Here is a 22,890-nt window from a genome sequence, read left to right as displayed (position 1 = left end):
CCCCTCTTTTAAAAAGAGGGGAGTTCCTACATTTTCTAAAGGGAGCTGGGGAGGGATTGTGAAAAGTAGAGAAAATTTGTGATCCACGTTGTTTTATATGAGCCTGAAATTCCAGCCAATACAGGAAATATCATTCGTTTGTGTGCCAATACAGGTGCGCAATTGCATTTGATTAAGCCATTGGGTTTTGAGCTGGATGATAAAAAGCTGAAACGTGCAGGTTTGGATTATCACGAATGGGCACGTATGCAAATTTGGGACAATCTTGAGCAATGCTTGGCTAATTTAGACAGCAAAGGCGTGGGGTTGGATGCGATTTATCCATTAACCACCAAAGGCACAGAAACACCACATACTTCGGATTTAAACCGACCTGTTGCCTTGTTGATGGGGCCTGAAACACGTGGTTTGCCAGAAGCAGTACGCATGTTGTTTCCGCAGCAGCACTGGATTCGTTTACCCATGGCAGAAAACTCACGCAGTTTAAACTTGTCTAATGCAACGGCTGTGATTGTGTATGAGGCATGGCGTCAGCAAGGTTTTAAAGCATTGCTCTAATTTGAGCATCAATTCATTTCAAATTTAATGCGATCTTTAGCATCAATGCGTACAATTGATAGATAAAAAGCTGAGACAAAACTGTACTCAGCTTTTTTGTTTTCGCTATTTTGCTGATTTAACGCTGCAATCCATTTGAGGCATAAGAAAAGGCGCATAAAGCGCCTGATCTTAAAGTTGTGATGCTATTTGTCTTAGCGATCATCAAACTCATTGTGCTGCGGAGCAGGGTGTTTAAAGCCTTTGGTTTTATAACCGAGGTATAAAACCCCAAACATTGCCCACCATAAGCCATACTTCAATGAAGTTTCATCGACTTCGAGCCATAAAGCAAAGACTGCAATAAAGCCGCACAACGGTACGATCACAAAATTGAGAAGGTCTTTAAAGCCTTTGGTACGACCATCACGTAGCGCGTAACGTGAAATCACCGATAAATTCACAAAGCTAAATGCGGTGAGGGCACCAAAACTGATTAATGAAATGACAAAATCCAAGTCCATAAAACCAGCAGTTAACGCTACAGCACCTACAATTAAAATATTGTATGAAGGTGTATAGCTGCGTGGGCTGATATGACCAAAGATTTTTTTGTTGATCACGCCATCACGACCCATCACGTACATTAAACGCGATACGCCCGCATGAGCCGAAATACCCGATGCCATTACCGTTACAATAGCAAAGGCAAGCACATATGACTGGAACAACGAGCCGCCGACCAAGAGCAGAATTTCTGGCTGTGTTTCAGCAATATTTTTAAAGTAGCTGCCTGGTTCATTCGGGAAGAAAATCTGCATGAAATAGGTGCTGACAATAAAAATCACACCCGCAATCAGCGCAGTTAAGAACATTGCCTTCGGTAAGGTTTTTTCAGTGTCTTTGGTTTCTTCTGCAAGCGAGCTGAGTGAGTCAAAACCTGTAAATGAAAAGCAGAGTAGGGTTGCACCTGTAATCAATGCGCCTACCGAAGTCAGTTCATTCCAGAAAGGTTCTAAGCTCCATAACTGATAGCGTTGCTCGGCAGTGATTGGACCATCGGCATTGAAACCTGCCTGAAGTTTGGTGTACATCATCCATGTAAATACGCCAATGACCACCAACTGTACCAAAACGATCATACTGTTAAAGTTGGCGACAAAACGCGCGCCACGCAAGTTGACACCCGTCATAAATGCCGTGAGTACCACCACCCAAATCCAGTGATTCACATCAGGGAATAAGGCTTCCAGATAAATCACCGCCAAGATGATGTTGACCATTGGCGAGAGTAAATAATCTAGCCAAGATGACCAACCCACCATAAAACCAACGTTGGGGTGAATCGATTTTTGTGCATAGGTATACGCCGACCCAGAAGAAGGATAACGACGAATCATGTGACCATAACTTAAAGAAGTTAAAAGAATGGCAACCAGTGCAAAAATATAAGATGTGGGTACGTGAAAATGACTTTCTTCCGATACTAAGCCGAAAGTGTCGAATAACGTCATCGGTTGAATGTAGGCTAAACCAATAATAATAATGTGCCAGAGTCCTAGCGTTTTTTGCAGTTTAGCTGCCGATTGAGTCCCAGAGATATTTGTCAACGGCGTTATCCTCTTAATCGTTGATCAAGGATCAGTCATGTTTGTTCAGGATTGTTTGAGACGAACAATCCCCCCTACATAAAAAGTAAAAACGCGCCAATCTACTCCATAATGACGCGCTTTGTCAGTATCTTTGCTTTCTTTTTTAGCAGAAAAAACGCCATATTGATGAAAAAACATCAGACGCAGCAGTCTACCAATGAAAAGCCCGATGTTTAGAAAAACATCAGGCTAGATTTTCGGCTATGTTCGCCTATTTTGTAGGAATTACCAAGCCTTTTTTAAGATGGCTTTGAGTTCTTCTAAATTGGCTTCTTTCGGGTTGTAAATAATCGAACCATCGTTCAGGGCTTTTTCAGCGACTTCATCTAATTGTGCTTCGCTGACTTTACCAGTTTCTTGTAAAGTGCGTGGCAATTTAGTCAGTGCATATAAGCGGTCACGAATGGCTAAGAGTGTCGAAATGGTTTTATCGGCACGTAAATGTGCAGGGGTTTGTGCATAGACGTCTGCGCCAGCCAAAGGTAATAGTAGCTCGGCAATTTTATCGGCATTGACGTCTTTGTTGTATTCCAACACGTATGGCAAGAATAAATTCATGCACAGTCCATGTGGCAAATGTGCCACAGCACCCAAGGCATGACCTAAGGAATGCACCAAACCGACCATAGAGTTTGAAAACGCAATCCCCGCCATAGTCGATGCTTGTGCCAGTTCCAAACGGCCTTGTTCATCGCTTAGGTTGTCTAATACATTGAACAGGTTATTGCTGATTTTTTTAATTGCTGCAGTGGCATAAGCATCAGAAATTGGGTTGGCTGCCATGCAACTATAAGCCTCAATGGCGTGCGTCATGGCATCCATAGCCGTCATTGCTGTTAAATGTGGTGGCAAAGTTTGCGTCATACGCGGGTCTAAAATGGCTGCATGTGGCATTAAGTAATACGATGCAAATGGCATTTTGACGTTCTTTTCTGTGTCGGATACCACCGCAACCATAGTCACTTCTGAACCTGTTCCAGATGTGGTTGGAATCACAAAAAAAGGTTTCAGTGGGCGTGGTAAGTTATGCGCACCTGAATATTGCAATAAGTCATCACCGCCCTCGCTGACTAAAATATTGGTGGCTTTAGAAGTGTCAATTACTGAACCGCCACCCACCGCGATAATGGCATCACAGTTATTTTCACGGTACAACTGTGCCGCACGACGCACTGTTGCCACACTTGAATCTTGCGGGACATCATCAAAAACATAGCCAATCACGGCATCGGTAGATTCAAAAGCCGCTTCAATCGGTGCAAGCAAATTGTTGGAACGCACACCTTTGTCGGTAATGATCATTGGACGCTGCGAACCGAGTGTCGCCAATTCAAACGGAATATGTTCAAGCGCGGCATGACCTGCAATGACTTTGACTGGGCAAAAAAATTCGTAATAAGGCTTCGCCATGTTATGCACTCCGTTTGAAATAAGATTGGGCAACTTTTAGATAGATATTGGCTGCACCTGATAGTTTTTCTTTTAAGCTGAGTTCAGTCGGATATTGTTTTACCGCCAGTTCTGCCAGTAATTTAGGCAAGATCAGTGCTTCCATTTTATTCAGGCAACGTACCAAGCGAATTGCATAAGACACATCACCATCAGCAATCATGCGGTCATGCGCAAAGGCCTGTGCGGTACTTTCCTGAAATGAAAACACTAAAAATGCATGATTTAAGTGTTTGAAGGTAATGGTTAAATCGGGTTTTTGTGCCGTATTCTGTAACAGTTCTAATTGATGATCTGCAGTGACTTTGGCAACAAAGGCTGGACCATTCGGAAAAACTTTCATAGACAACACAAAGTTGCTGGGGAATTTTGCAACTTCCTGTTTAATTTCTTCATCGACCTGACTTGCCATGACTAAACCTCTGCCAATCACATCCATCATGAGTTTGACATAGGCCAGTTGCAAAGCGGGTTTCACAGATTTAGTTGAAATCACGCGCTGAATCCCTGTGTTATAAATCATTATTTAGAGTAAATACTCTATTTTATTTCTTATTGAAAAGAAAGCCATTTATACGTGAATGACTTGAACGTCATTAAAGTAACCGCTGTTTTGTAAAGTTTCAATGATATCTGCGCAGAAGTTTTCAAAATGTGGATAGTCATTGACTAAATCCATCACACGTACCATTTCCAAACCTGCATAGCCGCAAGGGTTGATACTTTGAAAACCAGTCAAGTCACAATCAATATTGAGGGCTAAACCGTGATAACTACGGCCTTTACGAATTTTAAAACCGAGTGAGCCAATTTTTCGTTCATTGACATATACCCCTGGTGCATCTGCTTTGGCATAGGCTTCAATGCCGTATTTTTTAAGCAGCTCAATCATCAAGTTTTCAGCATAAGATACCAAAGTACGGACATTCCAGCCTAAACGGTTCAGGTCAAACATGAAGTAGGCGACCAATTGGCCTGGGCCATGCCATGTGACTTGACCACCACGATCAGTCTGTACCACAGGAATATCTGTCGCCATTAAAATATGTTCGGCTTTGCCTGCTTGCCCTTGGGTCAGTACATTCGGATGTTGCAAAATCCAGAGTTGGTCAGGGCTGTCTGCATCACGTTGTTCAGTCCAGTCTTTCATTTCCTGAAAGCGAGCTTGATAGTCAGTCAGGTCATGATATTGACGAATAATCAGGTTTGGCCGTTGTGCAGTATCCACAGTGATGCAGTCCTATCCATAAAAGCAAGAAATTGATTTTATTATACGAAAATGTCGCGGCTGTAGGGGATTTGTGGATTGAATAAGATTTTGGCAGCGCAGAAACAAAAAACACGCCCGAAAGCGTGTTATTTGAAAATCAATCTACAAAATTACAATGCAGTTTTAATCAGTGGGCAAGCTGCCAAATCTGCATAAATGGCATGCACTTGTTCCAATTCTTCAAAACGCAATTGTGCTGTAATTGAATGATACTTGCCTGTGCGTGATGGGGTAATGCTGATGCTTTGTGCATCAAACTCAGGGAAGTGCTTCACTAAAATTTCAAGCACAGCAATACGCAGTTCATCACCCGCGTCACCAATGAGTTTAATTGGGTAATCCATTGGAAACACCCAAAGATGCTCTTGTAGTTCACGAGATGGGGTACGGTTGAATAACGTCATAAGCGTGTGTCTCTATCTCTATATCAAACGCCTGCATAGGGCAGGCGTTTTTTGTCTTGTTGAATAAATGAGGCTGAATTTAAAAATTTCAATAGCTCATTTATGCAGCAATCTTAGTCATTTTCCAAGAACGAGCGTAAGTGTTCAGAACGAGAAGGGTGACGAAGTTTACGTAAGGCTTTGGCTTCAATCTGACGGATACGTTCACGGGTCACATCAAACTGCTTCCCAACTTCTTCCAAAGTATGATCGGTTGGCATATCAATACCAAAACGCATTTTCAGAACTTTGGCTTCACGTTCAGTCAAGTTTTCAAGCACTTCACGGGTCGCTTCTTTTAAGCCTTCAGAGGTTGCCGCATCAACAGGTGAGGTGATGTTGCTGTCCTCAATGAAGTCACCCAAATGTGAATCTTCATCATCACCAATTGGCGTTTCCATAGAAATCGGCTCTTTGGCAATTTTCAGAACTTTACGAACTTTAACTTCATCCATTTCCAAGCGTTCGCCTAATTCTTCTGGAGTCGGTTCACGACCCATTTCCTGAAGCAATTGACGCGATACACGGTTGATCTTGTTAATGGTTTCGATCATGTGTACTGGAATACGAATGGTACGCGCTTGGTCGGCAATAGAACGGGTAATCGCCTGACGAATCCACCATGTTGCATAAGTCGAGAACTTATAACCACGACGGTATTCGAACTTGTCTACCGCTTTCATCAAGCCGATGTTACCTTCCTGAATCAAGTCTAGGAATTGTAAACCACGGTTGGTGTATTTTTTTGCAATCGAAATAACCAGACGCAAGTTGGCTTCAACCATTTCTTTCTTCGCACGACGGGCTTTGGCTTCGCCTACTGCCATACGCTTAGAAATTTCTTTGATGCCTTTAACATCTAAGCCTAACTCTTTTTCAATGTCGGCAATTTTTTGTTGGAACGCCAAAATATCTGGACGTACTTTTTCCAAATAGCCTTTTTGGTCGGCAGGTGCTTTGGCAATGTGCTCGTCTAACCAAGCAAAGTTAGATTCCTGACCTGGGAATGAGGTACGGAATTGAGTACGATCCATACGACCACGACGCACCGCATAACGCATCACTTCACGTTCAGCAGTACGAATTTGTTCATGTGTACCACGAATCATTTCCGAAATAATATCGAATAAACGTGGCGTAAATTTAAACATCATGAATACAGTCGCTAAAGCTTCTAAAGCCTCTTGAGCTTCGGCACTTTCACGACCATGTTTTTCAATGGCAGCAATTTTTGCAAGATAAGCCTGTTCCAATTCACCAAAACGCATTCTTGCAATTTCTGGGTCTGGACCTGAATCTGCTTCAGATTCTTCTTCGGCTTCAGCTTCTTCTTCCTCATCGTCATCATCAAGTTTGACGTCTTTGGTTGGTTTGTTGCTGGTGTCTTCTTCTTTGTCTAAATCGGCTTCGTCTTCTAAAACTTCTGGAATTTCTTCATCGGTTTCAGGGTCTAAATAACCTGATAAAATATCGGCAAGGCGACGTTCGCCTGCTTCATAATCTTTATATTCTTGCAGTACCACTTGCACTGCGTTTGGCCAGTAGGCAATCGAGTGAAGTACATCGCGAATCCCTTCTTCAATACGTTTCGCAATGCTAATTTCACCTTCACGCGTTAACAGCTCAACCGTACCCATTTCACGCATATACATACGCACAGGGTCTGTGGTGCGACCAGGCTCATTTTCTACAGAGGCAAGTACCGCTGCAGCTTCTTCTTCAGCAACTTCGTCGGCAGCTTCCGCATTATCCTCGAACATTGCATCATCAGATTCAGGCGCACGTTCATGCACAGGAATACCGACGTCTTGAAGCATTTGAATAATGTCTTCAATCTGCTCGCTTTCTGTGATTGAGTCCGGGAGATGATCGTTAACCTCAGCGTAAGTTAGGTAACCTTGCTCTTTGCCTCGGCTAATCAGAGCCGCTACTTGCGAAGTAGGGGAATTCATATCGCTCATCTTTGCTTACTCTTCGTTGAATCTGTGGCAGTGAAAAACCGTGCATGATAGCACAATTCGCTTTAAATAGGGGGTGAATTGATCAATCAAGCATGATTTTAAAATGATGTTTGAATGAAGAATGTGATAGGAATATGGGGCTTCATTACTGTTTTTCAAGTCAATTTCCTTTTTGCCCGCAAAATATTTTTATGATTGGGGCGAATCTTAAATAATGATACTAACTTGTTCATAAATACACAAATTTGCTGCAATGTTGCAAGCAGTCTATGTTGCAGTTTTTTGAAAAAAATAAATAAAACTTGACAATATTTATAAAGGCAGATAAATAGCGGCTAGACCCTTCACATTTTTTCATTCTGAGGTAGTTTTAGTGTCTTCTACAGATTTTGAACTAGATGATAACTACGGTGATGATGATGTTAATTTCGATGAGGCATCAAACAAAATAAGCGCGAAAGAATCTTTAGAAAAGCGCCGTTTGATTGATGATTTACTCGCACAACGTCGTTTGGAACGTGAGCTCAAAGATTTTGATTATGATTTTGACGATGACGACGATTTTGACGATGAAGATGACTAAAATCAGGTACTGTATCTGGCATTGAAAATGCTATGCTACACCCCTAAATTGACACCGATGGATTTGAAATGACTGCTTTAGATTTAGACCTGTTAAGTGAATATCTAGATGGTGACCAAAACGAGTATGGTCTAGACTTCGCTGCAACGCATGGTTTCTTGTGTGCCATTGCAGTTGGACCTCAATTTGACCCATGGTTAAATGAATTGTTTGAAGGCAACCAAAAGAAAGTGCCTGCTGAAATTATTGCGCAAATTCAGGCTTGGTTAGAAAGCATTCGCCAAAGTTTAGCCAATGAAGAAGGCATTGAGTTTCCATTTGAAATTGAAGAAGCAGAAGTTGATTCAAGTTTGGGTGATTGGAGCGTTGGCTTTGTCGATGCGATGTTCTTAAACGAAGAAGCATGGTTTACGCCTGAATTTGAAGAGCAATTGGTTGATTTAACTTTGCCAATGATGGTGTTTAGCGGCATTGATGAAGAAGATCCACAAATGGAATCTTTCCGTCGCAATGGTCAGTTAATGGACGAAATTGCTGAAGAAATTCCTGAAAACCTGAATGAATTATATTTGATGTATCACACGCCTGAATAATTGGCGTAATTGCATCAAAAAAAAGTACTGCCATCGTGCAGTACTTTTTTTATGCCTAGATATTTTGTTGATGATGATGCATAGCCCAGTCAGGTTGTGTCGCTTTCATCCCAGTACAAGACAGCCATAATATCTTTGCGAGAAAACTAAAAGTGTTTTAGGTCGTATTTGAGATCAGCCTTGTAAAAACTTCTTGTGATAATAACGGTTCGCATACCAACCATAGGCAACATGAAAAACTGCACCATGAATCGCAATCAAACACAGCATCACCACCGCAGCCAGTGCTAGTCCTGCTTTATCTGCAGCTTTTAAAATGGCTTCTGCATTCGGATTCATCAGCACCAAGAAAAACACAAAGAAGCTACCAATAATAATTGCCACCGCACTTGAGCCCCAAACCAGTTGAATTTTTTCATCACTGCTCGGTAAGCGTTGTTCTTTTTTGACAAAATGTCCTGCGCTAATGAATGCTGCGGCAATTAATGCAGGGAGCAAGGTCAAGCCACCTAAGTTCAGACCAAAAATCAATACGGTAATGAGTAAGACCAGCGTAATACTGTAAACCGCAGCAAAAAATAATAAATATGGTTTCATGTCTGATTTTCCCCAAAAAATTGATTCAATTGCGCAGCAACACAAGCATTAGTCACGCATTTTACGGCGATGCCTACGGTATAAAATAATTGCGATGACTAAGAGCACCAAGCCTATAATGACATGGCTGACCTGACTGAAAATTTGCTGCATCAATTGTTGGTTTTCACCAAAATAATAACCCACGCAAGCTAAAAAAGTGGTCCAAATAATTGTGCCTAAACCACTATAAAACATAAATTTCCAAAATGGCATGTGGCTCATGCCTGCAGGAATACTGATGAGAGAACGAATAGCGGGAATCATGCGCCCAAAAAATACAATCCGATGTCCATATTGTTCAAACCAATGCAGGGAGTTTCGGACGTCTTGTTCTTTAATCCATAGATATTTACCGTAGCGATTGACCCAGTGGTAAATACTTTCATGTTTGCAGCGATAACCTACCCAATATAACACTGCCGCTGCGAACAACGAGCCGATACAGCCTGCAATGATGACACCCAATAGCAGTAATTGCCCTTGCGATGCAGAATAGCCTGCAGAGGGCATAATAATTTCAGAAGGAACGGGTGGAAAAACATTATCCAGAAACATTAACAGGGCAATACCAAGGTAGCCCAGTTGTTCCATAATGGAAATAATCCATTCAGTTAAGTTCATGCAGGTTGTGCTTTAGAAAAGTGCTTCTATCCTAAGCAGTATTGGACGAACAGTAAAGTCTTGCGCAATTTAGACTTAATCAAGCTCTGCATGGGTCAGGGTATAGATATATACACGTCTTAAGCTATATGCCACAAGTATAGGAATGGCACAGAGCAGGGCGTAATTCAAGAAATGCGCTTGTAGATGATAGCCAACAAATGCCGCAATAATACCGCCTAAAATTGCACCTAAAGCCACAATAAAAGTATGAGATTCATGTTCCAAACCATCTTGCATTGTTGCGCTATGCGTAGCAGTCACAGATTTTACAGGCGTAAAACGTAGTGTGTGCATTGAATTTGAAATTGTTGTTTTAGGCATAGCGTCACTCCTGATTGCGGCATATAAATTTAGGAATACATAACGATCCTTGAATTTTGGGTTATGGGAGATGTTGAGTTTGTGCTGAACATCTGCACCAATATAGCCACAGATTTTGTGGCTTATTTTGATTGAATGCTATCACCCAATCTGGGGATATTGCGCAATGCTTGGTAAACAAGCGTTGTATTTTTATGTTCTATGTAATCTTGCGTGAAGCATATATGTAGACATAAAAAATCCCCATACTGGATGAGGACTTTTTCAATATGATTAGAGTGGTCGATACAACATCAACATGGCTTTTGTTAGACCTTGTTGATGTGTATGAGCCTGTACGGATTACAGACGTTTACGTTTAGCTGCGGCAATTTGTGATTGGCGCATACGGAAACCTTCTTTTTGTTTCTCACTGGTTTTATCAATACAGTACACACAAGATACACCGTGTTCATAGCTTGGTAATTCAACTTCTTCAGGCAGTAATGGCCAACCGCAAGCATGACATTTGGTGTTTTGACCTTCTTGCATACCATGTGTCACCGCAGTACGGCCATCAAATACGAAACATTCACCTTCCCATAAGCTTTCATCGGCTGGTGTTTCTTCTAAGTATTTAAGTACGCCACCTTTTAAGTGATAAACCTCGGTAAAACCTTCTTGCAACAATAATGACGTCGATTTTTCACAACGAATCCCGCCTGTGCAGAACATCGCAATTTTTTTATCTTTATGCTGTTCTAGGTTTTGTTTCACATATTCTGGAAATTCACGGAAAGTTTCGGTTTTCGGGTCAATTGCGCCCTTAAACGTTCCTGCTTTGTATTCATAGTCATTACGGGTATCAATCAGAATGACATCGTCACGAGCAATCAGTTCATTCCATTCTTTCGGGTCTAGGTAGTGACCGACTAAATCACGTGGTTTTACTTCTACACCCAAAGTCACAATTTCTTTTTTCAGCTTGATTTTCATTTTACGGAATGGCTTTTCAGAGCTATGTGACTCTTTGTATTCCATTGCGGTAAAGCCTTCATTCAACAGAAATTGGTGAACTTGATCAATCGCGGCACGATCACCCGCTACAGTTCCATTAATGCCTTCACCTGCCACAATAAGAGTACCGCAAAGGTTGATTGAATTTACCAAATCTAATAAGCGTTGTTGAAGATCGGCAGGATCTGCAACTTCTTTGAATTGATAAAGTGCGGCAACAACCCAAGTCGTGGTCGCTGGCTGTTCTACAGGTGCAAGCTGTTCTACAGTAGCGTTCATGGAGTACTCCAATAGATGAAAGACAAAAATTTAAGGCGCATATTCTAACCTGCTTTGTGTGAATATGCGAGAAAACCGAGTGCGGTACATGGTTTTTAAAGCACGACACAACATTTTAAAAATGTAGCAGAACGGGGTATGATGCCACTCGTTTCAAAGAAGAATGTTGTGTTCATGTTGATGCGCCAACAGGTGTTGTTAAATATTGGAGTGTTGTGTTGAGTAAGGATCGTCAAATTGCCACTTTAACCCCGTGTGCAGGTCGTTGTTCTACGGTGTTTGGTGATGCTGTCTGTCGAGGTTGCCGTCGCTTTAACCATGAAGTGATTCGATGGAACAGCTATACGCCTGAACAACACACTGCCGTTTGGCGTCGTTTAGATGCACAGCTCGATCAGATTTTAGTGCCTATGTTGCCGTTTGCCGACCTGCGTCATGTTGAAGGGTTTATCCGCTCTAAGCGTGTGCGTTTACGTGATGATGCTTCAAAAGGGCGTAAGCTGTACCATGCACTGAAAATTTGTGAAAAAAATCGACATTTTACCGATGAAAGCGGCTTGGGCATTCACTACAAAGAAGTGCGACCTTTGTGGCAGGAGTTTGAACGTCGCGTGTTGGCGCTTGCAACCGCAAGTTATGATTTTGCATTTTTAAGGGCTGATGGTATTAGCCATAGCTTATTGCATAGCTTGCAAGATGATTAATTTGTAATTCTTGCGATTAAAGGCTAGAAAGACTTTTATTGAACCATAAAAAAACTCGCAAAATTTGCGAGTTTTTTTATTTTGTACAGGAATGGCTTAAGCCACTTGTACAGGAATACAGTTTGCAGTGTGACTCACGGTATTGTCTAGGTTTGCATAGACCAAACGTGGTTCGTGTGCATTGGCTTCTGCTTCAGTGAAGTCACCAAAGGTTGCAATAATAATAATATCGCCTACATCGGCTTGGTGTGCAGCACCACCATTGACTGAAATGATGCCTGAGTTGTCTTCACCGCGAATTGCATAAGTTGTGAAGCGCTTACCATTGGTCACGTTCCATACGTGGATTTCTTCATATTCACGAATGCCAGCCAAATCCATGAGTGTTCCGTCAATTGCACATGAACCTTCGTAGTGAAGTTCTGCATGAGTTACAAAAGCACGGTGGATTTTGCATTTTAATAAACGAGATAGCATGGTGAGCGTCTCCTTAGTGGACCTAAGATTTTATCTTATGGTTGAATTCAAACACTGCTTGCTGGATGTCAGTTCCGAGCAGAAAGCGCATTTTGCTCTGAAAATTGCGACATGGCAAGTGTGATTGTTCAACAATTGTGGATTCATCAGTTCGGTTTATAGGCATTGATTTGATTCATGGCTTGTTGTACTTCGCCATTGACCAGTAACTTGATACGACCTAATGCATGTGCAAGTGCATCATCCATTAAAGTTTGCTCGCTACTTGGTGCTTTGCTCAGTACATGACCAGACACGCGTTCTTTTGAACCCGGATGCCCAATACCAATGCGTAAACGATGGAAGTTTGGACCTGTGTGCGGCACGATGTCACGTAAACCATTATGTCCACCATGACCACCACCCGTTTTTAGGCGAATGATCCCTGGGTTCATATCCAGTTCATCATGAGCAATCAGCATTGCTTCAGGTGCAATTTGATAGAATTTGGCGAAGGGAACAACACTTTGACCAGAACGATTCATAAAGGTTGTGGGTAATAACAGACGAACGTCTTGACCTTCGATATTACCACGTCCGCTGATCCCGTGAAATTTAGGATCGGCTTTTAACGTAATGCCATATTGATCTGCAAGCTGTTCTACAAACCAGAAACCTGCATTATGGCGGGTTTGGGCATACTCTTTACCAGGGTTGCCCAAACCAACAATCAGTGAAATATTAGCCACTAATTACACCGTAAACACTTATGCGCGTTTGAAGTCAGCGTGCATAGGTGTGTTTTTAGCAGGGTGACGTTGTAAAGCTTGGATTTTAACGCTTTCAACTTTGTCGCCTACTTTGATTTCTACAACTTCTTCAAAGAAAGCGTTGCTTTCTAAAGCTTTTACAAGCTCACGAAGTTCTAAAGTAACAGCTACTGGCTCAGCGTCGCCACCATAAATGATAGCTGGAACTAATGCAGCGTGACGAAGGCGGCGGCTCGCACCTTTCCCTTGGTTAGCTGCTTCACGCGCTTGAGCGTTTAATACGAAGTTTGCCATGATAGACATCCTTATTTTGAGTTTAAATAAACTAGATCTGCGACCAATCTAGTGATAGAAAACCCTGCCAATTGGCAGGGCTTTGAAAATTCAGCGCTCTATTATAGATAAGAATCGAACATTGCGCTAATAGATTCTTCGTTGTTAATACGGCGAATTGTTTCTGCAACCATACTTGCTACAGATACTTGGCGAATTTTACCAAGTGCTTGAGCTTCTTCTGAAAGAGGAATGGTGTCTGTAACAACCAGTTCATCAATCACAGAATTTTTCAGGTTTTCAATCGCTTTGCCTGAAAGTACAGGGTGGGTAGCATAAGCAACAACGCGGCGAGCACCAAAAGTTTTAAGTGCATCGGCAGCTTTGCATAATGTACCTGCAGTATCCACCATGTCATCTACAATGACACAGTCACGATCTTTTACATCACCAATCAAATGCATCACTTGTGATTCATTCGCTTTTTGACGACGTTTATCGATAATTGCAAGATCGATATCACCCATTTGTTTTGCAACAGCGCGCGCACGAACCACACCACCAACGTCTGGTGAAACTACCATGAGATTGTCGTGTGACTGTTGACGCAGGTCAGCCAATAGCGCAGGCGTACCATAAATGTTGTCTACAGGGATGTCGAAGAAACCTTGAATTTGGTCTGCGTGCAAGTCAATCATCACTACACGGTCAATCCCTACAGTGGTGAGCATATCTGCAACCACTTTAGCGGTAATTGGAACACGTGTAGAACGAGGACGACGGTCTTGGCGGGCATAACCGAAGTAAGGAATAACGGCAGTAATACGACCTGCACTTGCACGACGCAACGCGTCAGCCATCACCAAGATTTCCATGAGGTTGTCATTGGTTGGCGCACAAGTAGGTTGTACGATAAATACGTCTTTACCACGGACATTCTCGGTAATCTCTACAGCAATCTCACCATCAGAGAAGGTAGAAACTGATGCAGCACCTAAAGGAATGTGCAAGTGGCTTACGACTTTTTGAGCGAATTGTGGATGCGCGGTTCCACTAAAAACGACAAGATTGGGCATGAAGCACCCTTGGCGGTTGGTGTATGTAAGAATAGATGGCAGGGGTAGCTGGATTCGAACCAACGGATGCCGATATCAAAAACCGGTGCCTTACCACTTGGCGATACCCCTAATGCGGCAGAACTTTAATATTTTTACTGCGTTCTGTCAAGGTAAATTAACAGGATAGCGGTAATATTGGGGGTTCTGTCTAATGCGAGAAAATGGCAGGGGTAGCTGGATTCGAACCAACGGATGCCGATATCAAAAACCGGTGCCTTACCACTTGGCGATACCCCTAGATTTGATCACTGTAAGATGGCAGGGGTAGCTGGATTCGAACCAACGGATGCCGATATCAAAAACCGGTGCCTTACCACTTGGCGATACCCCTAATACAGTAATCTACAGGTGAAAGAGATGGCAGGGGTAGCTGGATTCGAACCAACGGATGCCGATATCAAAAACCGGTGCCTTACCACTTGGCGATACCCCTATTGTACTGTGAAATGTCGTAATGGAGATTCATCTAAGCTGTTCACAACGTACGCAGTACATGGTGAGTGTGCCAAAATGTCGTCTACATTCATTTCTGCAGTCACTTCAGTAAAGACACAAGCACCTGTACCTGTAAGCTTTGCTTGACCAAATTGGTCTAAATAACGCATTGCTTCATCAACTTCGGGGTATAAATTTCGTGCCACAGGCTCAAAATTATTTCCAAAGTCAGATGGCTTTATCTGATAGCCGCAGAATTTAGTGGGCTTCGTGTTTCTTGTCAATGTTTTTTGTGAAAAAAGTAGTTGAGTGCTGATAAAACAGTCAGGTTTTAACACAATATATTGTTTTGGGGCTAAGTCTATGAATGTTAACTGTTCACCAATGCCTTCTGCCCATGCATTACGACCATGCACAAAGATCGGTACATCTGCTCCGAGCTGTAAACCAAGTTCAGCTAGTTTTTGAGTATCCAAGCCACATTGCCAAAGTTGATTGACTACAATTAAGGTGGTTGCGGCATTGGATGAACCTCCGCCAAGCCCTGCACCCATAGGGATGTGCTTCTCAATTTTAATATTTAAACCTGTGGCTTGTTTCGCGTAGGGTTTTAAAATTTGCGTGGCTTTGTAAATCAGGTTTTGCTCTAAATTGACACTGTTTAAACCCTGAATTTGAATGCTTTGAGTATCATTGACTTCAAATTCTAGCCAGTCGTATAAATCAATCAGTTGAAAAATAGTCTGCAATTCATGGTAGCCGTTGTCACGACGCCCAGTAATGTGCAAAAACAGATTTAATTTGGCAGGTGAGGGTACACGAATCATGGCGAAACTTGGCAAGTGATTAACGATTTTGGATGAGCATTGTAATACGGTTTTCTTGCCCTGATTCAAGTGCTTGTTTCAAAATCAGACGATTTGGCAAACTGGCACTGTCGTTATAGCTCAAATCGACCGTCCAACCATCTTCAATAAATTGAGTCGGGCGCTGTTGGGGGTCTTTTTGAATTTGGGCATTGACCGTTGCAGGTCGGGCTTGTACCCAATCGACCAAGTGGGTGATGGGCGCTTGCCAACCTGTGGCTTGTTCTAACAGTTCTTCAGGACTTTCGGCATAAATTATCCCTGTTTTGGCACTGTTGAGGGTGACTTGTCCTGGTTGTCCGCTAATTTGCGTTTTACCAACGCCCAAAATGCCGCTCAGTTCAATATCAAACTGCTGTTGCTGCTGTACCCAAGTAAAAAAGGCACTGCCAGATTGCTGCGGAGTGCGCACACCAATTTTGCCTTGTAGGTTAAATTGATTTTCGGCTTCAACTTGCTGTGAAATGTTGGCTGGTTTTTGTACGAAAGGCTGACAACCTGTCAGTACAAGGCTACTGGTGGCAAAAAGGGTTAATCCTAATTTTGAAAATAAACGCATGAATCTTTTAACTCTTTTTAACTGGCTGCGGTAACAATAGCGAATTTAATTGTTGCAATTGCGGATCATTCGGATGATTTTGTTGTAATTGTTGTAACACTTGGCTGAATTTTTGAATATCTCCTTGCATATACAACGATTTTGCATAACGTGAGCCAATCGCGGCACTATGACTCAGCGCGTAGGCTTTTTCCAAAGCCTGTGCCGAAGCAGTGTAGTCATTTTGCAAATAGCTGACATAACCTAAAGTATCTAAAATAGAGGCTTGTTCAGGTGCAAACTCAAGTGCTTGCTCTACATAGCGACGCGCTTCATCCAAACGACGATTTTGCAGTGCAAGAGTATAGGCGTAGGCATTTAAATAGGTTGGGCTGTTCGGCTCAATTTCCAGTAACTTGGTGAGCAGTTGATCCAGTTTGTCTTTTTCCTGATGTGCATCCAATAGTAAGACTTCTGAATAGATCAGGTCAGGATCATCGGGCAGGTTTTTGATGGCTTCATCTAACAAACGCAGTGCTGCTTTTTTATTGTCCATGCGTTTTAAAATATCGGCCTGTGCCTGATATAAAAAACTGGCGTGCTGCGGATAGTTGACCCGTTCCTGCGTTAAAAAGCGCAGGGCATCGTTCAGTTTATCTTGCTGGGCAAAAATACTGATCATGTTGCGACGTGAAACCGTATAAAGGCTACCATCGACCAAACGATAATAGGCTTTGGCTGTTTCAAAGTGCTGTTTACGTTCGGCATTGACCGCTAAATAAAAATAGGCTTCGTTTTGATATTGTGCCGAATAGCGTAGCTCTACCAAATATTTTTCGGCTTTTTCGTATTGTTTCAAGTCAATACTGGTCAAACCTGCAATAAATAAGGCTTCATCTTCCGTAGGCCATTTTTTTAAAATAGCTTCTAGCTTTGTTAGCGCCAAAGTTGCTTCATTTTTTTTGACCAAATATTTGGCTTCGGCTAAACGGACTTCAAAATTATTTTTGTGTTTACGGCTGGATTTTGCATACCAAGCTGCCGTTTCTTCTTCATTGCCAAGTACGCTCAACAAATTGGCTTTCATTAAAATATAGCCAGTGACTTTCGGGCGTTTGCGCAACGCTCGGTTAATGGTATCGAGCGCGGCTTGATATTGTCCATTTTGCGCTTTTAAACCTGCAATCAATACCAAAATAGATGGATTGTCTTTGGCTTTGCTGGTGCGCAGGGCTTGAATCAGAAATTCACGGTCTTCTACAGATTCAGGGGAAATTCCCGCCAAAATTTGTTCTAAGTCAGCCGTGGCATCAATATTTAGAATTTTATCTAAGGTTTCTGCAGCCAAGTCATATTCATGCGCTTTGAGTGCAATGTGCGCCAAATAAAACAGTGCAGGGACATCGGATGGTTCTTGTACCACCCAATGTGTTGCAATATCTAATGCGGCACGTAGGTCATTTTGTTCAATGGCAATATTCAGGGCGCGTTGTTTAATGGAAGTCGAATTGTTCTTAATTGCCAAGACCGTGTAGTTGTGTAATGCAGTTGGAATATCGCCATAAGCCAAGGCAAATTCTGCCACCATGGTTTGTTTTACCGCATTATAATTTGAATTTGCATGATAAATTTCTTCAGATGCTCTAAGATGAGCAACTGAAGCCATGCTACCGACCAGTAAGAATGTGGTAGAATATTGCTTAATTGTCGCGCCGTATGGTCGGCTATTTGTTTGACGCAATTTTTCTTGATCCAAGTAATGCTTTTTATGACACCGTTATTGCACAATAGCATAAATTTAGCGAAATGATGATCTGATATGTCTTTCTTTGCATTGGGTGTCAACCATCAAACCGCCTCTGTAGAGTTGCGCGAGCAAATTGCATTTAACCCAGAAAAGTTAAGTGCCTTACTTGCTGAGCAAAGCCAACATCCCGAACTGAATGATTTGGTGGTGGTGTCTACCTGCAACCGTACCGAAGTCTACGCCATGTCTGAACATCCAGAACAGGTGTTGGATTGGCTTGCACACGTCAATGGTATTGATGCGAAGCAATTGAGTCGTCATGTTTATCGTTATGAAAATGCACAGGCGGTGTCGCATTTAATGCGCGTAGCCAGTGGGCTAGATTCACTCATGTTGGGTGAGCCGCAAATTTTAGGTCAGGTCAAAACTGCGCTGTCTTTAGCCAAAGACTCACATACGGTTTCGCAACAACTCAACCGAATTTTTGAATATGCGTTTTATGCTGCCAAACGGGTACGTTCAGAAACTGCCGTAGGCAGCCATGCCGTGTCTATGGGTTATGCGGTTGCGCAACTGGCGTTACAAGTATTTAGCCATCCTGAAAAACTAACCGTGATGGTGGTGGCAGCAGGCGAAATGAATAGCCTTGTAGCGAAGCATTTAGCTGAGATGGGCGTCGCTAAAATTTTAATTTGTAACCGTACCCGCGCCCGCGCCGAAACTTTGGCACAAGAAATTGCGCATCGGGTTGAAGTTGAAATTATTGAATTTGATCAGTTAGCAGCCAATTTACACCGCGCTGATGTAATTTCAAGCTGTACGGGTAGTTTGCATCAGGTGATTGCTTATCCTGAAGTGAAAGCAGCGTTAAAGAAACGTCGCTATCAGCAAATGTTGTTGGTCGATTTGGCCGTACCACGTGATATTGATCCTAAAATTGAAAATTTGGATGGCGTGTATTTGTACGGGGTCGATGACCTGCAAAGCGTGATTGATGAAAACTTGGCGCAGCGTCGTCAGGCGGCTGTGGAAGCAGAGCTAATGGTCAATCAGCTTGTGACTGAGTTGGTGACCCATCAAAAAGTTCAGCAAGCAGGTGCGACCATTCATGCTTACCGTGAACATGGCGAAAGCTTGCGTCAGGAAGAATTAAATTTGGCGATGGCGCGTATTGCCAAAGGTGAAGATGCTGCACAAGTTATGCAAGAATTTTCCTATCGTTTAACCCAAAAACTGCTGCATCCAACTTCTATTTTATTGCGTGAAGCAGCCAAAGGTGATGAGCCTGAATGTTTTGAGTTTATGCAGGAAAATTTAGCAGCGACTGCCAAACATCGTCGCAAATAAGCAAGATTAACGTGATTCACAAAAAAGATTTTTGATGATACAAACTTAATCTAATCAGATCGCTTATTCCTCTAACAAGGTCAGCGATCTTTTTTTATCAATTTCATAAATTTGATGTTTCAAGCGCTTCATTTCTTCAATGCTGCTGAATTTTTTGGAGCGAATTTTTTGCTGTAAGCAGTCGTATTGCAATTTGGTTGAAAAATCCTGCGCCAACTTATCAACATGCTCAGGAGAAGTTGTGTAATCACTGACATTGGCTTGTTGTAAAATGCGCTGTAATTCATAGTGATACGCTGAGCATGCACCCAAAATATAATATTTGGCTTGTTCAGGATCATCGGGTAGATCATCAAAAATAGTATTTAAAATATTTAAGATTTGGTGTAGCAGATGATCATTTGGAATCAGCGCACGTAACGGTTCAAAGTGAATATACAAATACGGGTGATTGATTAGAATCGCAATCACATATTCTTCGGCATCGACTTTGGTGCTAAAACTCAAAGATGCATCGTTATTGGTCTGTGCCTGCCATTTACGGTTAAAGCCTAACTTTTCACGGAAAAACTGTTGCAGCAAATAGCGATAAGAACCCGTTTTGGGCAAAAGTTCGGTCAACTGCCGCAGTTCACCCATGACCTGACTTTTGCCTTCAGGGGTACTGATATTATGGTTTTGGGTGAGATGCGCAAAGACAAAATCTGATAGCAAAGGTGCTTGATCTAATAAACGTCGGAAATTTTCGATGCCTTCACGACGAATAAGTGAGTCAGGGTCGTGCTCATTGGGCAAAACAAAGAACTTCAGTTCACGTCCATCATTGAGCAAAGGTAGTGCAATTTCTAGTGTGCGACGTGCGGCTTTTTGACCTGCGGCATCGCCATCAAAAGCGATGGTAATGCGGTTGTTTTGGCGGAACAGAATATTTAAATGATCGGTATTACTGGCTGTACCGAGTGTCGCTACAGCACCATGAACGCCGTATTGCTGCAAGGCAATCACATCCATATAGCCTTCGACCATTAAATAATCTTGGGCTTTTTGTTTGCGTCCTTCATATAAACCATAGAGCAATTGGTTTTTATGAAACACTTCTGAGTCGGGCGAGTTGATGTATTTGGGTTTGATTTCATCATTAAGTGCGCGACCACCAAAGCCGACCACACGTCCTTTGCTGTCACGGATTGGAAAAATCACCCGATCACGTAATAAATCGAAGTCACGTCCCTTGTCACTGGTACGAATTAAGCCTAGCAGTTTTAAACCTGCAATGTCTTGCGGAAAGGCTTTTTCTAAATGCTGCCAATCTTCGGGTGCGTAACCCAAGCGCCAAAACTGCAAGGTTTGTGCGGTTAAACCACGTTTTTGAAAATACTGTTGCGCGGCAGGGCTGTGCGGCAATTGCTGCTCATAATATTGCGCTATATTTTCTAGCAAGTCGTATAAGTTGCCTTCTTGTGCAGGTGTGTCCTGCATGGTGTCCCATTGCTCAAAACCTGCAAACGGGTCGGCATTGTTTTGAAATTCCGAGTTCTGAAATTCCGAGTTTGCGTATTCAGCACTTTGAAACTCGGCAAAAGGATCAAAGTCGATGCCAGAAGCTTCAAAAGTATGTTCGCTTGATGTGGTTTGAGCTGCAGAAGTTTCATTCTGGTCTTTTGCTGTTGGTTTGGGTTGAGCTATCGGTGTTGGCTTTTTGGCTTCACGTTTATAAGAGAGTTTTTTATTGTCGTGCTGATCTTTTGGGAGTTCGATGCCTGTTTGACTGGCCAAGTCTTTCATGACATCTACAAAATTGCGGTTATCAATATCCATTAAAAAACGGATGGCGTTACCATTTGCCTGACAGCCAAAGCAATGATAATACTGCTTGTCACGGTAAACGTGAAAAGACGGGGTTTTTTCCTGATGGAACGGGCAGCAGCCCGAATAGGTACGACCAGTTTTTTTTAATTTCACGCGCTGACTAATCAGATCGACAATATCAGTGCGATCTAAAATTTGATCAATCGTGTGCTGTGGAATGGCCATACGGTTTTGTCTGTTATCTCTTGGTAGTGAAAGGTTCGCCGAACAGGTTGAATACATCAGACTGTGCTGATTGACTCAATGAGTATTCTCTTTTGTATCTTTTTCTAGGACAGGAAACAAGCCCATAAAAGAACAAAGGGCAAGTATCATAACTTGCCCTTTGCATTTTTCAAAACTGAAAAATCAGTCGGAATGGTTTTATTCAGTGCTGTCGTTTTGAGATTTTGGACGATCGAGCAAGCCAAAACTCAAACGGTTGGTGAGGCTGCGTGATGGCTCTGCTTGTGCTTTAGTATCTGACTGTTGTGTTTCAGTGCTGCTTTGCGCTTCACGTCCGAAAATACCCAAAGTTGCACGGTTAATCCAGCTTGCGTCATGACGGGCAGCACGTAAATTCACGCTACCATCTGCTTTAACCAAATTTGGATAGTTCAGTTTCAACACATCAATATATTGCTGAGCTGTGGCTTGATCGCCCAGTTTGCCATAACCATAAGCCACCGTTGCCAATGCTTCTGGAATTTGTGGAGTTTGCGGATAATGCTCAACTACCCACAATGAACGCTCTACTGCAGCCACCCATGCTTTACGTTTAATGTTATAACGTGCTGCATTCATTTCGGCTTCTGCCAGTTCCTGACCAATAAACTGCATACGCTGTGCAGCATCTACCGCATAAGTGCTTGATGGATAGCGACGGATAAAATCGACAAAGTTTTGATACGCTAGTTTTAAATAGCTGACATCACGGTGTGATTGCTTGAGCGAGGTATAACGCAACAAACCATCATAGTTTTGTTCCATATTCGCCACACCACGTACATAGTAGGCATAATCGGCTTTAGGATGCTGCGGGTTCATGCGGATGAAACGATCTGCAACAGCAATTGCGCCTTCATAATCTTTTTGCTGGAATTTTGCATACAACAATTCAAGCTGCGCCTGCTGTGCATAATCACCCGTTGGGTAATAGGTTTCTAAAGCTTCAAGATGCTTAACGGCATCGGTGTATTGACCACGATCCAGTGCTTTTTCTGCTTTTTCAATATAAACCTGTTCGCTAGATTGCGGACCAGTATCGACCACTTCTTTTTTTGGATTGCTGCTACAGCCCACAATTGCAGACGCAACGCCGAGTGAAAGAGCAAGCATTGTTATTTTATAACGTGGTAGCGACATAAAAATTCCTCTGTTAATACGGGCAATGAGCTACAAT

Annotated in this window: 24 protein-coding genes and 4 tRNA genes; 5 read left to right on the top strand and 23 right to left on the bottom strand. The window is 42.5% G+C overall.

The features are described 5' to 3' along the window. The first annotated feature begins 78 nt into the window (after positions 1 to 78). Positions 79 to 558 (top strand): tRNA (cytidine(34)-2'-O)-methyltransferase, encoded by a 480-nt coding sequence (locus tag FTU09_RS04100; protein WP_136144597.1) that lies wholly within the window; start codon positions 79 to 81, stop codon positions 556 to 558. Between the two features lie 194 nt (positions 559 to 752). Here FTU09_RS04100 and FTU09_RS04095 read toward each other — a convergent pair whose 3' ends face one another. From FTU09_RS04095 to rpoD, 6 genes are all read right to left on the bottom strand, one after another. Continuing rightward, positions 753 to 2,147 carry an APC family permease gene (locus FTU09_RS04095; RefSeq protein ID WP_178866175.1) on the bottom strand — a complete coding sequence of 465 codons (1,395 nt, stop codon included), beginning with the start codon at positions 2,145 to 2,147 and terminating at the stop codon, positions 753 to 755. A 267-nt stretch (positions 2,148 to 2,414) separates the two neighbouring features. Further along, a complete protein-coding gene (locus tag FTU09_RS04090; protein WP_180079589.1) occupies positions 2,415 to 3,599 on the bottom strand; it encodes an iron-containing alcohol dehydrogenase in 1,185 nt (394 codons plus the stop codon). A gap of 1 nt (position 3,600) precedes the next feature. Next, the gene (locus tag FTU09_RS04085) at positions 3,601 to 4,134 is read right to left on the bottom strand and encodes a hypothetical protein (RefSeq protein WP_026438100.1); all 534 of its coding nucleotides are present in this window, start codon (positions 4,132 to 4,134) and stop codon (positions 3,601 to 3,603) included. 75 nt (positions 4,135 to 4,209) lie between these two features. Continuing rightward, positions 4,210 to 4,866: a lipoyl(octanoyl) transferase LipB gene (lipB, locus tag FTU09_RS04080; RefSeq protein WP_004972253.1), complete on the bottom strand. Its 657-nt coding sequence runs from the start codon at positions 4,864 to 4,866 to the stop codon at positions 4,210 to 4,212. 152 nt (positions 4,867 to 5,018) lie between these two features. After that, positions 5,019 to 5,312 (bottom strand): YbeD family protein, encoded by a 294-nt coding sequence (locus FTU09_RS04075; protein WP_004972250.1) that lies wholly within the window; start codon positions 5,310 to 5,312, stop codon positions 5,019 to 5,021. Between the two features lie 113 nt (positions 5,313 to 5,425). Beyond that, complete coding sequence (gene rpoD / locus FTU09_RS04070; protein WP_004972247.1) at positions 5,426 to 7,312, bottom strand: RNA polymerase sigma factor RpoD; 1,887 nt, start codon at positions 7,310 to 7,312, stop codon at positions 5,426 to 5,428. 373 nt (positions 7,313 to 7,685) lie between these two features. Between rpoD and FTU09_RS04065 the strand changes: the two genes are divergently transcribed. Both FTU09_RS04065 and FTU09_RS04060 read left to right on the top strand, forming a co-directional pair. Next, positions 7,686 to 7,895: a PA3496 family putative envelope integrity protein gene (locus FTU09_RS04065; RefSeq protein ID WP_004972246.1), complete on the top strand. Its 210-nt coding sequence runs from the start codon at positions 7,686 to 7,688 to the stop codon at positions 7,893 to 7,895. Positions 7,896 to 7,963: 68 nt separating this feature from the next. Beyond that, on the top strand, positions 7,964 to 8,488 hold the full coding sequence (locus tag FTU09_RS04060) for a YecA family protein (protein WP_180079587.1): 525 nt from the start codon (positions 7,964 to 7,966) through the stop codon (positions 8,486 to 8,488). A gap of 174 nt (positions 8,489 to 8,662) precedes the next feature. On the opposite strand, the gene FTU09_RS04055 is transcribed toward FTU09_RS04060, so the two are convergent. The 4 genes from FTU09_RS04055 to FTU09_RS04040 form a co-directional block, all read right to left on the bottom strand. Continuing rightward, the gene (locus FTU09_RS04055) at positions 8,663 to 9,085 is read right to left on the bottom strand and encodes an ABZJ_00895 family protein (protein ID WP_180079585.1); all 423 of its coding nucleotides are present in this window, start codon (positions 9,083 to 9,085) and stop codon (positions 8,663 to 8,665) included. Positions 9,086 to 9,133: 48 nt separating this feature from the next. Next, positions 9,134 to 9,748, bottom strand: a complete 615-nt coding sequence (locus FTU09_RS04050; protein ID WP_004972240.1) for a DedA family protein — start codon at positions 9,746 to 9,748, stop codon at positions 9,134 to 9,136. Positions 9,749 to 9,823: 75 nt separating this feature from the next. Then, positions 9,824 to 10,111: a hypothetical protein gene (locus FTU09_RS04045; protein ID WP_096901025.1), complete on the bottom strand. Its 288-nt coding sequence runs from the start codon at positions 10,109 to 10,111 to the stop codon at positions 9,824 to 9,826. 342 nt (positions 10,112 to 10,453) lie between these two features. Next, positions 10,454 to 11,386: a rhodanese-related sulfurtransferase gene (locus tag FTU09_RS04040; protein ID WP_180005773.1), complete on the bottom strand. Its 933-nt coding sequence runs from the start codon at positions 11,384 to 11,386 to the stop codon at positions 10,454 to 10,456. Positions 11,387 to 11,604: 218 nt separating this feature from the next. Between FTU09_RS04040 and FTU09_RS04035 the strand changes: the two genes are divergently transcribed. Beyond that, positions 11,605 to 12,090, top strand: a complete 486-nt coding sequence (locus FTU09_RS04035; protein WP_180005774.1) for a DUF1289 domain-containing protein — start codon at positions 11,605 to 11,607, stop codon at positions 12,088 to 12,090. A gap of 96 nt (positions 12,091 to 12,186) precedes the next feature. On the opposite strand, the gene panD is transcribed toward FTU09_RS04035, so the two are convergent. From panD to FTU09_RS03980, 11 genes are all read right to left on the bottom strand, one after another. Continuing rightward, complete coding sequence (panD, locus tag FTU09_RS04030; RefSeq protein WP_180079583.1) at positions 12,187 to 12,567, bottom strand: aspartate 1-decarboxylase; 381 nt, start codon at positions 12,565 to 12,567, stop codon at positions 12,187 to 12,189. Between the two features lie 146 nt (positions 12,568 to 12,713). Then, positions 12,714 to 13,295, bottom strand: coding sequence for an aminoacyl-tRNA hydrolase (gene pth, locus FTU09_RS04025; protein WP_178318531.1), 582 nt, complete (start codon positions 13,293 to 13,295; stop codon positions 12,714 to 12,716). 18 nt (positions 13,296 to 13,313) lie between these two features. Further along, the gene (gene rplY / locus FTU09_RS04020; RefSeq protein WP_168418024.1) at positions 13,314 to 13,610 is read right to left on the bottom strand and encodes a 50S ribosomal protein L25; all 297 of its coding nucleotides are present in this window, start codon (positions 13,608 to 13,610) and stop codon (positions 13,314 to 13,316) included. Between the two features lie 101 nt (positions 13,611 to 13,711). Further along, positions 13,712 to 14,665, bottom strand: coding sequence for a ribose-phosphate pyrophosphokinase (locus FTU09_RS04015; RefSeq protein ID WP_004972226.1), 954 nt, complete (start codon positions 14,663 to 14,665; stop codon positions 13,712 to 13,714). Between the two features lie 36 nt (positions 14,666 to 14,701). Beyond that, positions 14,702 to 14,776, bottom strand: a tRNA-Gln gene (locus tag FTU09_RS04010). 93 nt (positions 14,777 to 14,869) lie between these two features. After that, positions 14,870 to 14,944 (bottom strand) — tRNA-Gln (locus FTU09_RS04005). Positions 14,945 to 14,963: 19 nt separating this feature from the next. Next, positions 14,964 to 15,038, bottom strand: a tRNA-Gln gene (locus FTU09_RS04000). A 27-nt stretch (positions 15,039 to 15,065) separates the two neighbouring features. Beyond that, a tRNA-Gln gene (locus FTU09_RS03995) sits at positions 15,066 to 15,140 on the bottom strand. Continuing rightward, positions 15,139 to 15,969, bottom strand: a complete 831-nt coding sequence (gene ispE, locus FTU09_RS03990; protein ID WP_131260682.1) for a 4-(cytidine 5'-diphospho)-2-C-methyl-D-erythritol kinase — start codon at positions 15,967 to 15,969, stop codon at positions 15,139 to 15,141. The genes FTU09_RS03995 and ispE overlap by 2 nt, the downstream gene beginning before the upstream one ends. A 19-nt stretch (positions 15,970 to 15,988) precedes the next feature. Next, complete coding sequence (gene lolB, locus FTU09_RS03985) at positions 15,989 to 16,567, bottom strand: lipoprotein insertase outer membrane protein LolB (RefSeq protein WP_004972223.1); 579 nt, start codon at positions 16,565 to 16,567, stop codon at positions 15,989 to 15,991. Positions 16,568 to 16,574: 7 nt separating this feature from the next. Then, entirely contained in the window at positions 16,575 to 18,287 is a 1,713-nt protein-coding gene (locus tag FTU09_RS03980; RefSeq protein WP_178866170.1) for a tetratricopeptide repeat protein, read from the bottom strand. 78 nt (positions 18,288 to 18,365) lie between these two features. On the opposite strand from FTU09_RS03980, the gene hemA reads away from it, so the two are divergent. Further along, positions 18,366 to 19,640, top strand: coding sequence for a glutamyl-tRNA reductase (hemA, locus tag FTU09_RS03975; protein ID WP_179996888.1), 1,275 nt, complete (start codon positions 18,366 to 18,368; stop codon positions 19,638 to 19,640). Between the two features lie 63 nt (positions 19,641 to 19,703). Here the strand turns inward: hemA and FTU09_RS03970 are convergent, their stop codons facing one another. Both FTU09_RS03970 and FTU09_RS03965 read right to left on the bottom strand, forming a co-directional pair. Next, positions 19,704 to 21,674 (bottom strand): DNA primase, encoded by a 1,971-nt coding sequence (locus FTU09_RS03970; protein WP_180061197.1) that lies wholly within the window; start codon positions 21,672 to 21,674, stop codon positions 19,704 to 19,706. 198 nt (positions 21,675 to 21,872) lie between these two features. Beyond that, a complete protein-coding gene (locus FTU09_RS03965; protein ID WP_154320974.1) occupies positions 21,873 to 22,853 on the bottom strand; it encodes an outer membrane protein assembly factor BamD in 981 nt (326 codons plus the stop codon). Between the last annotated feature and the right edge of the window lie 37 nt (positions 22,854 to 22,890).

Origin of the sequence: Acinetobacter sp. YH12058 (assembly GCF_013419805.1) — a bacterium.
GTDB lineage: Bacteria > Pseudomonadota > Gammaproteobacteria > Pseudomonadales > Moraxellaceae > Acinetobacter > Acinetobacter towneri.
This window is presented reverse-complemented; position numbering and strand designations above follow the sequence as displayed.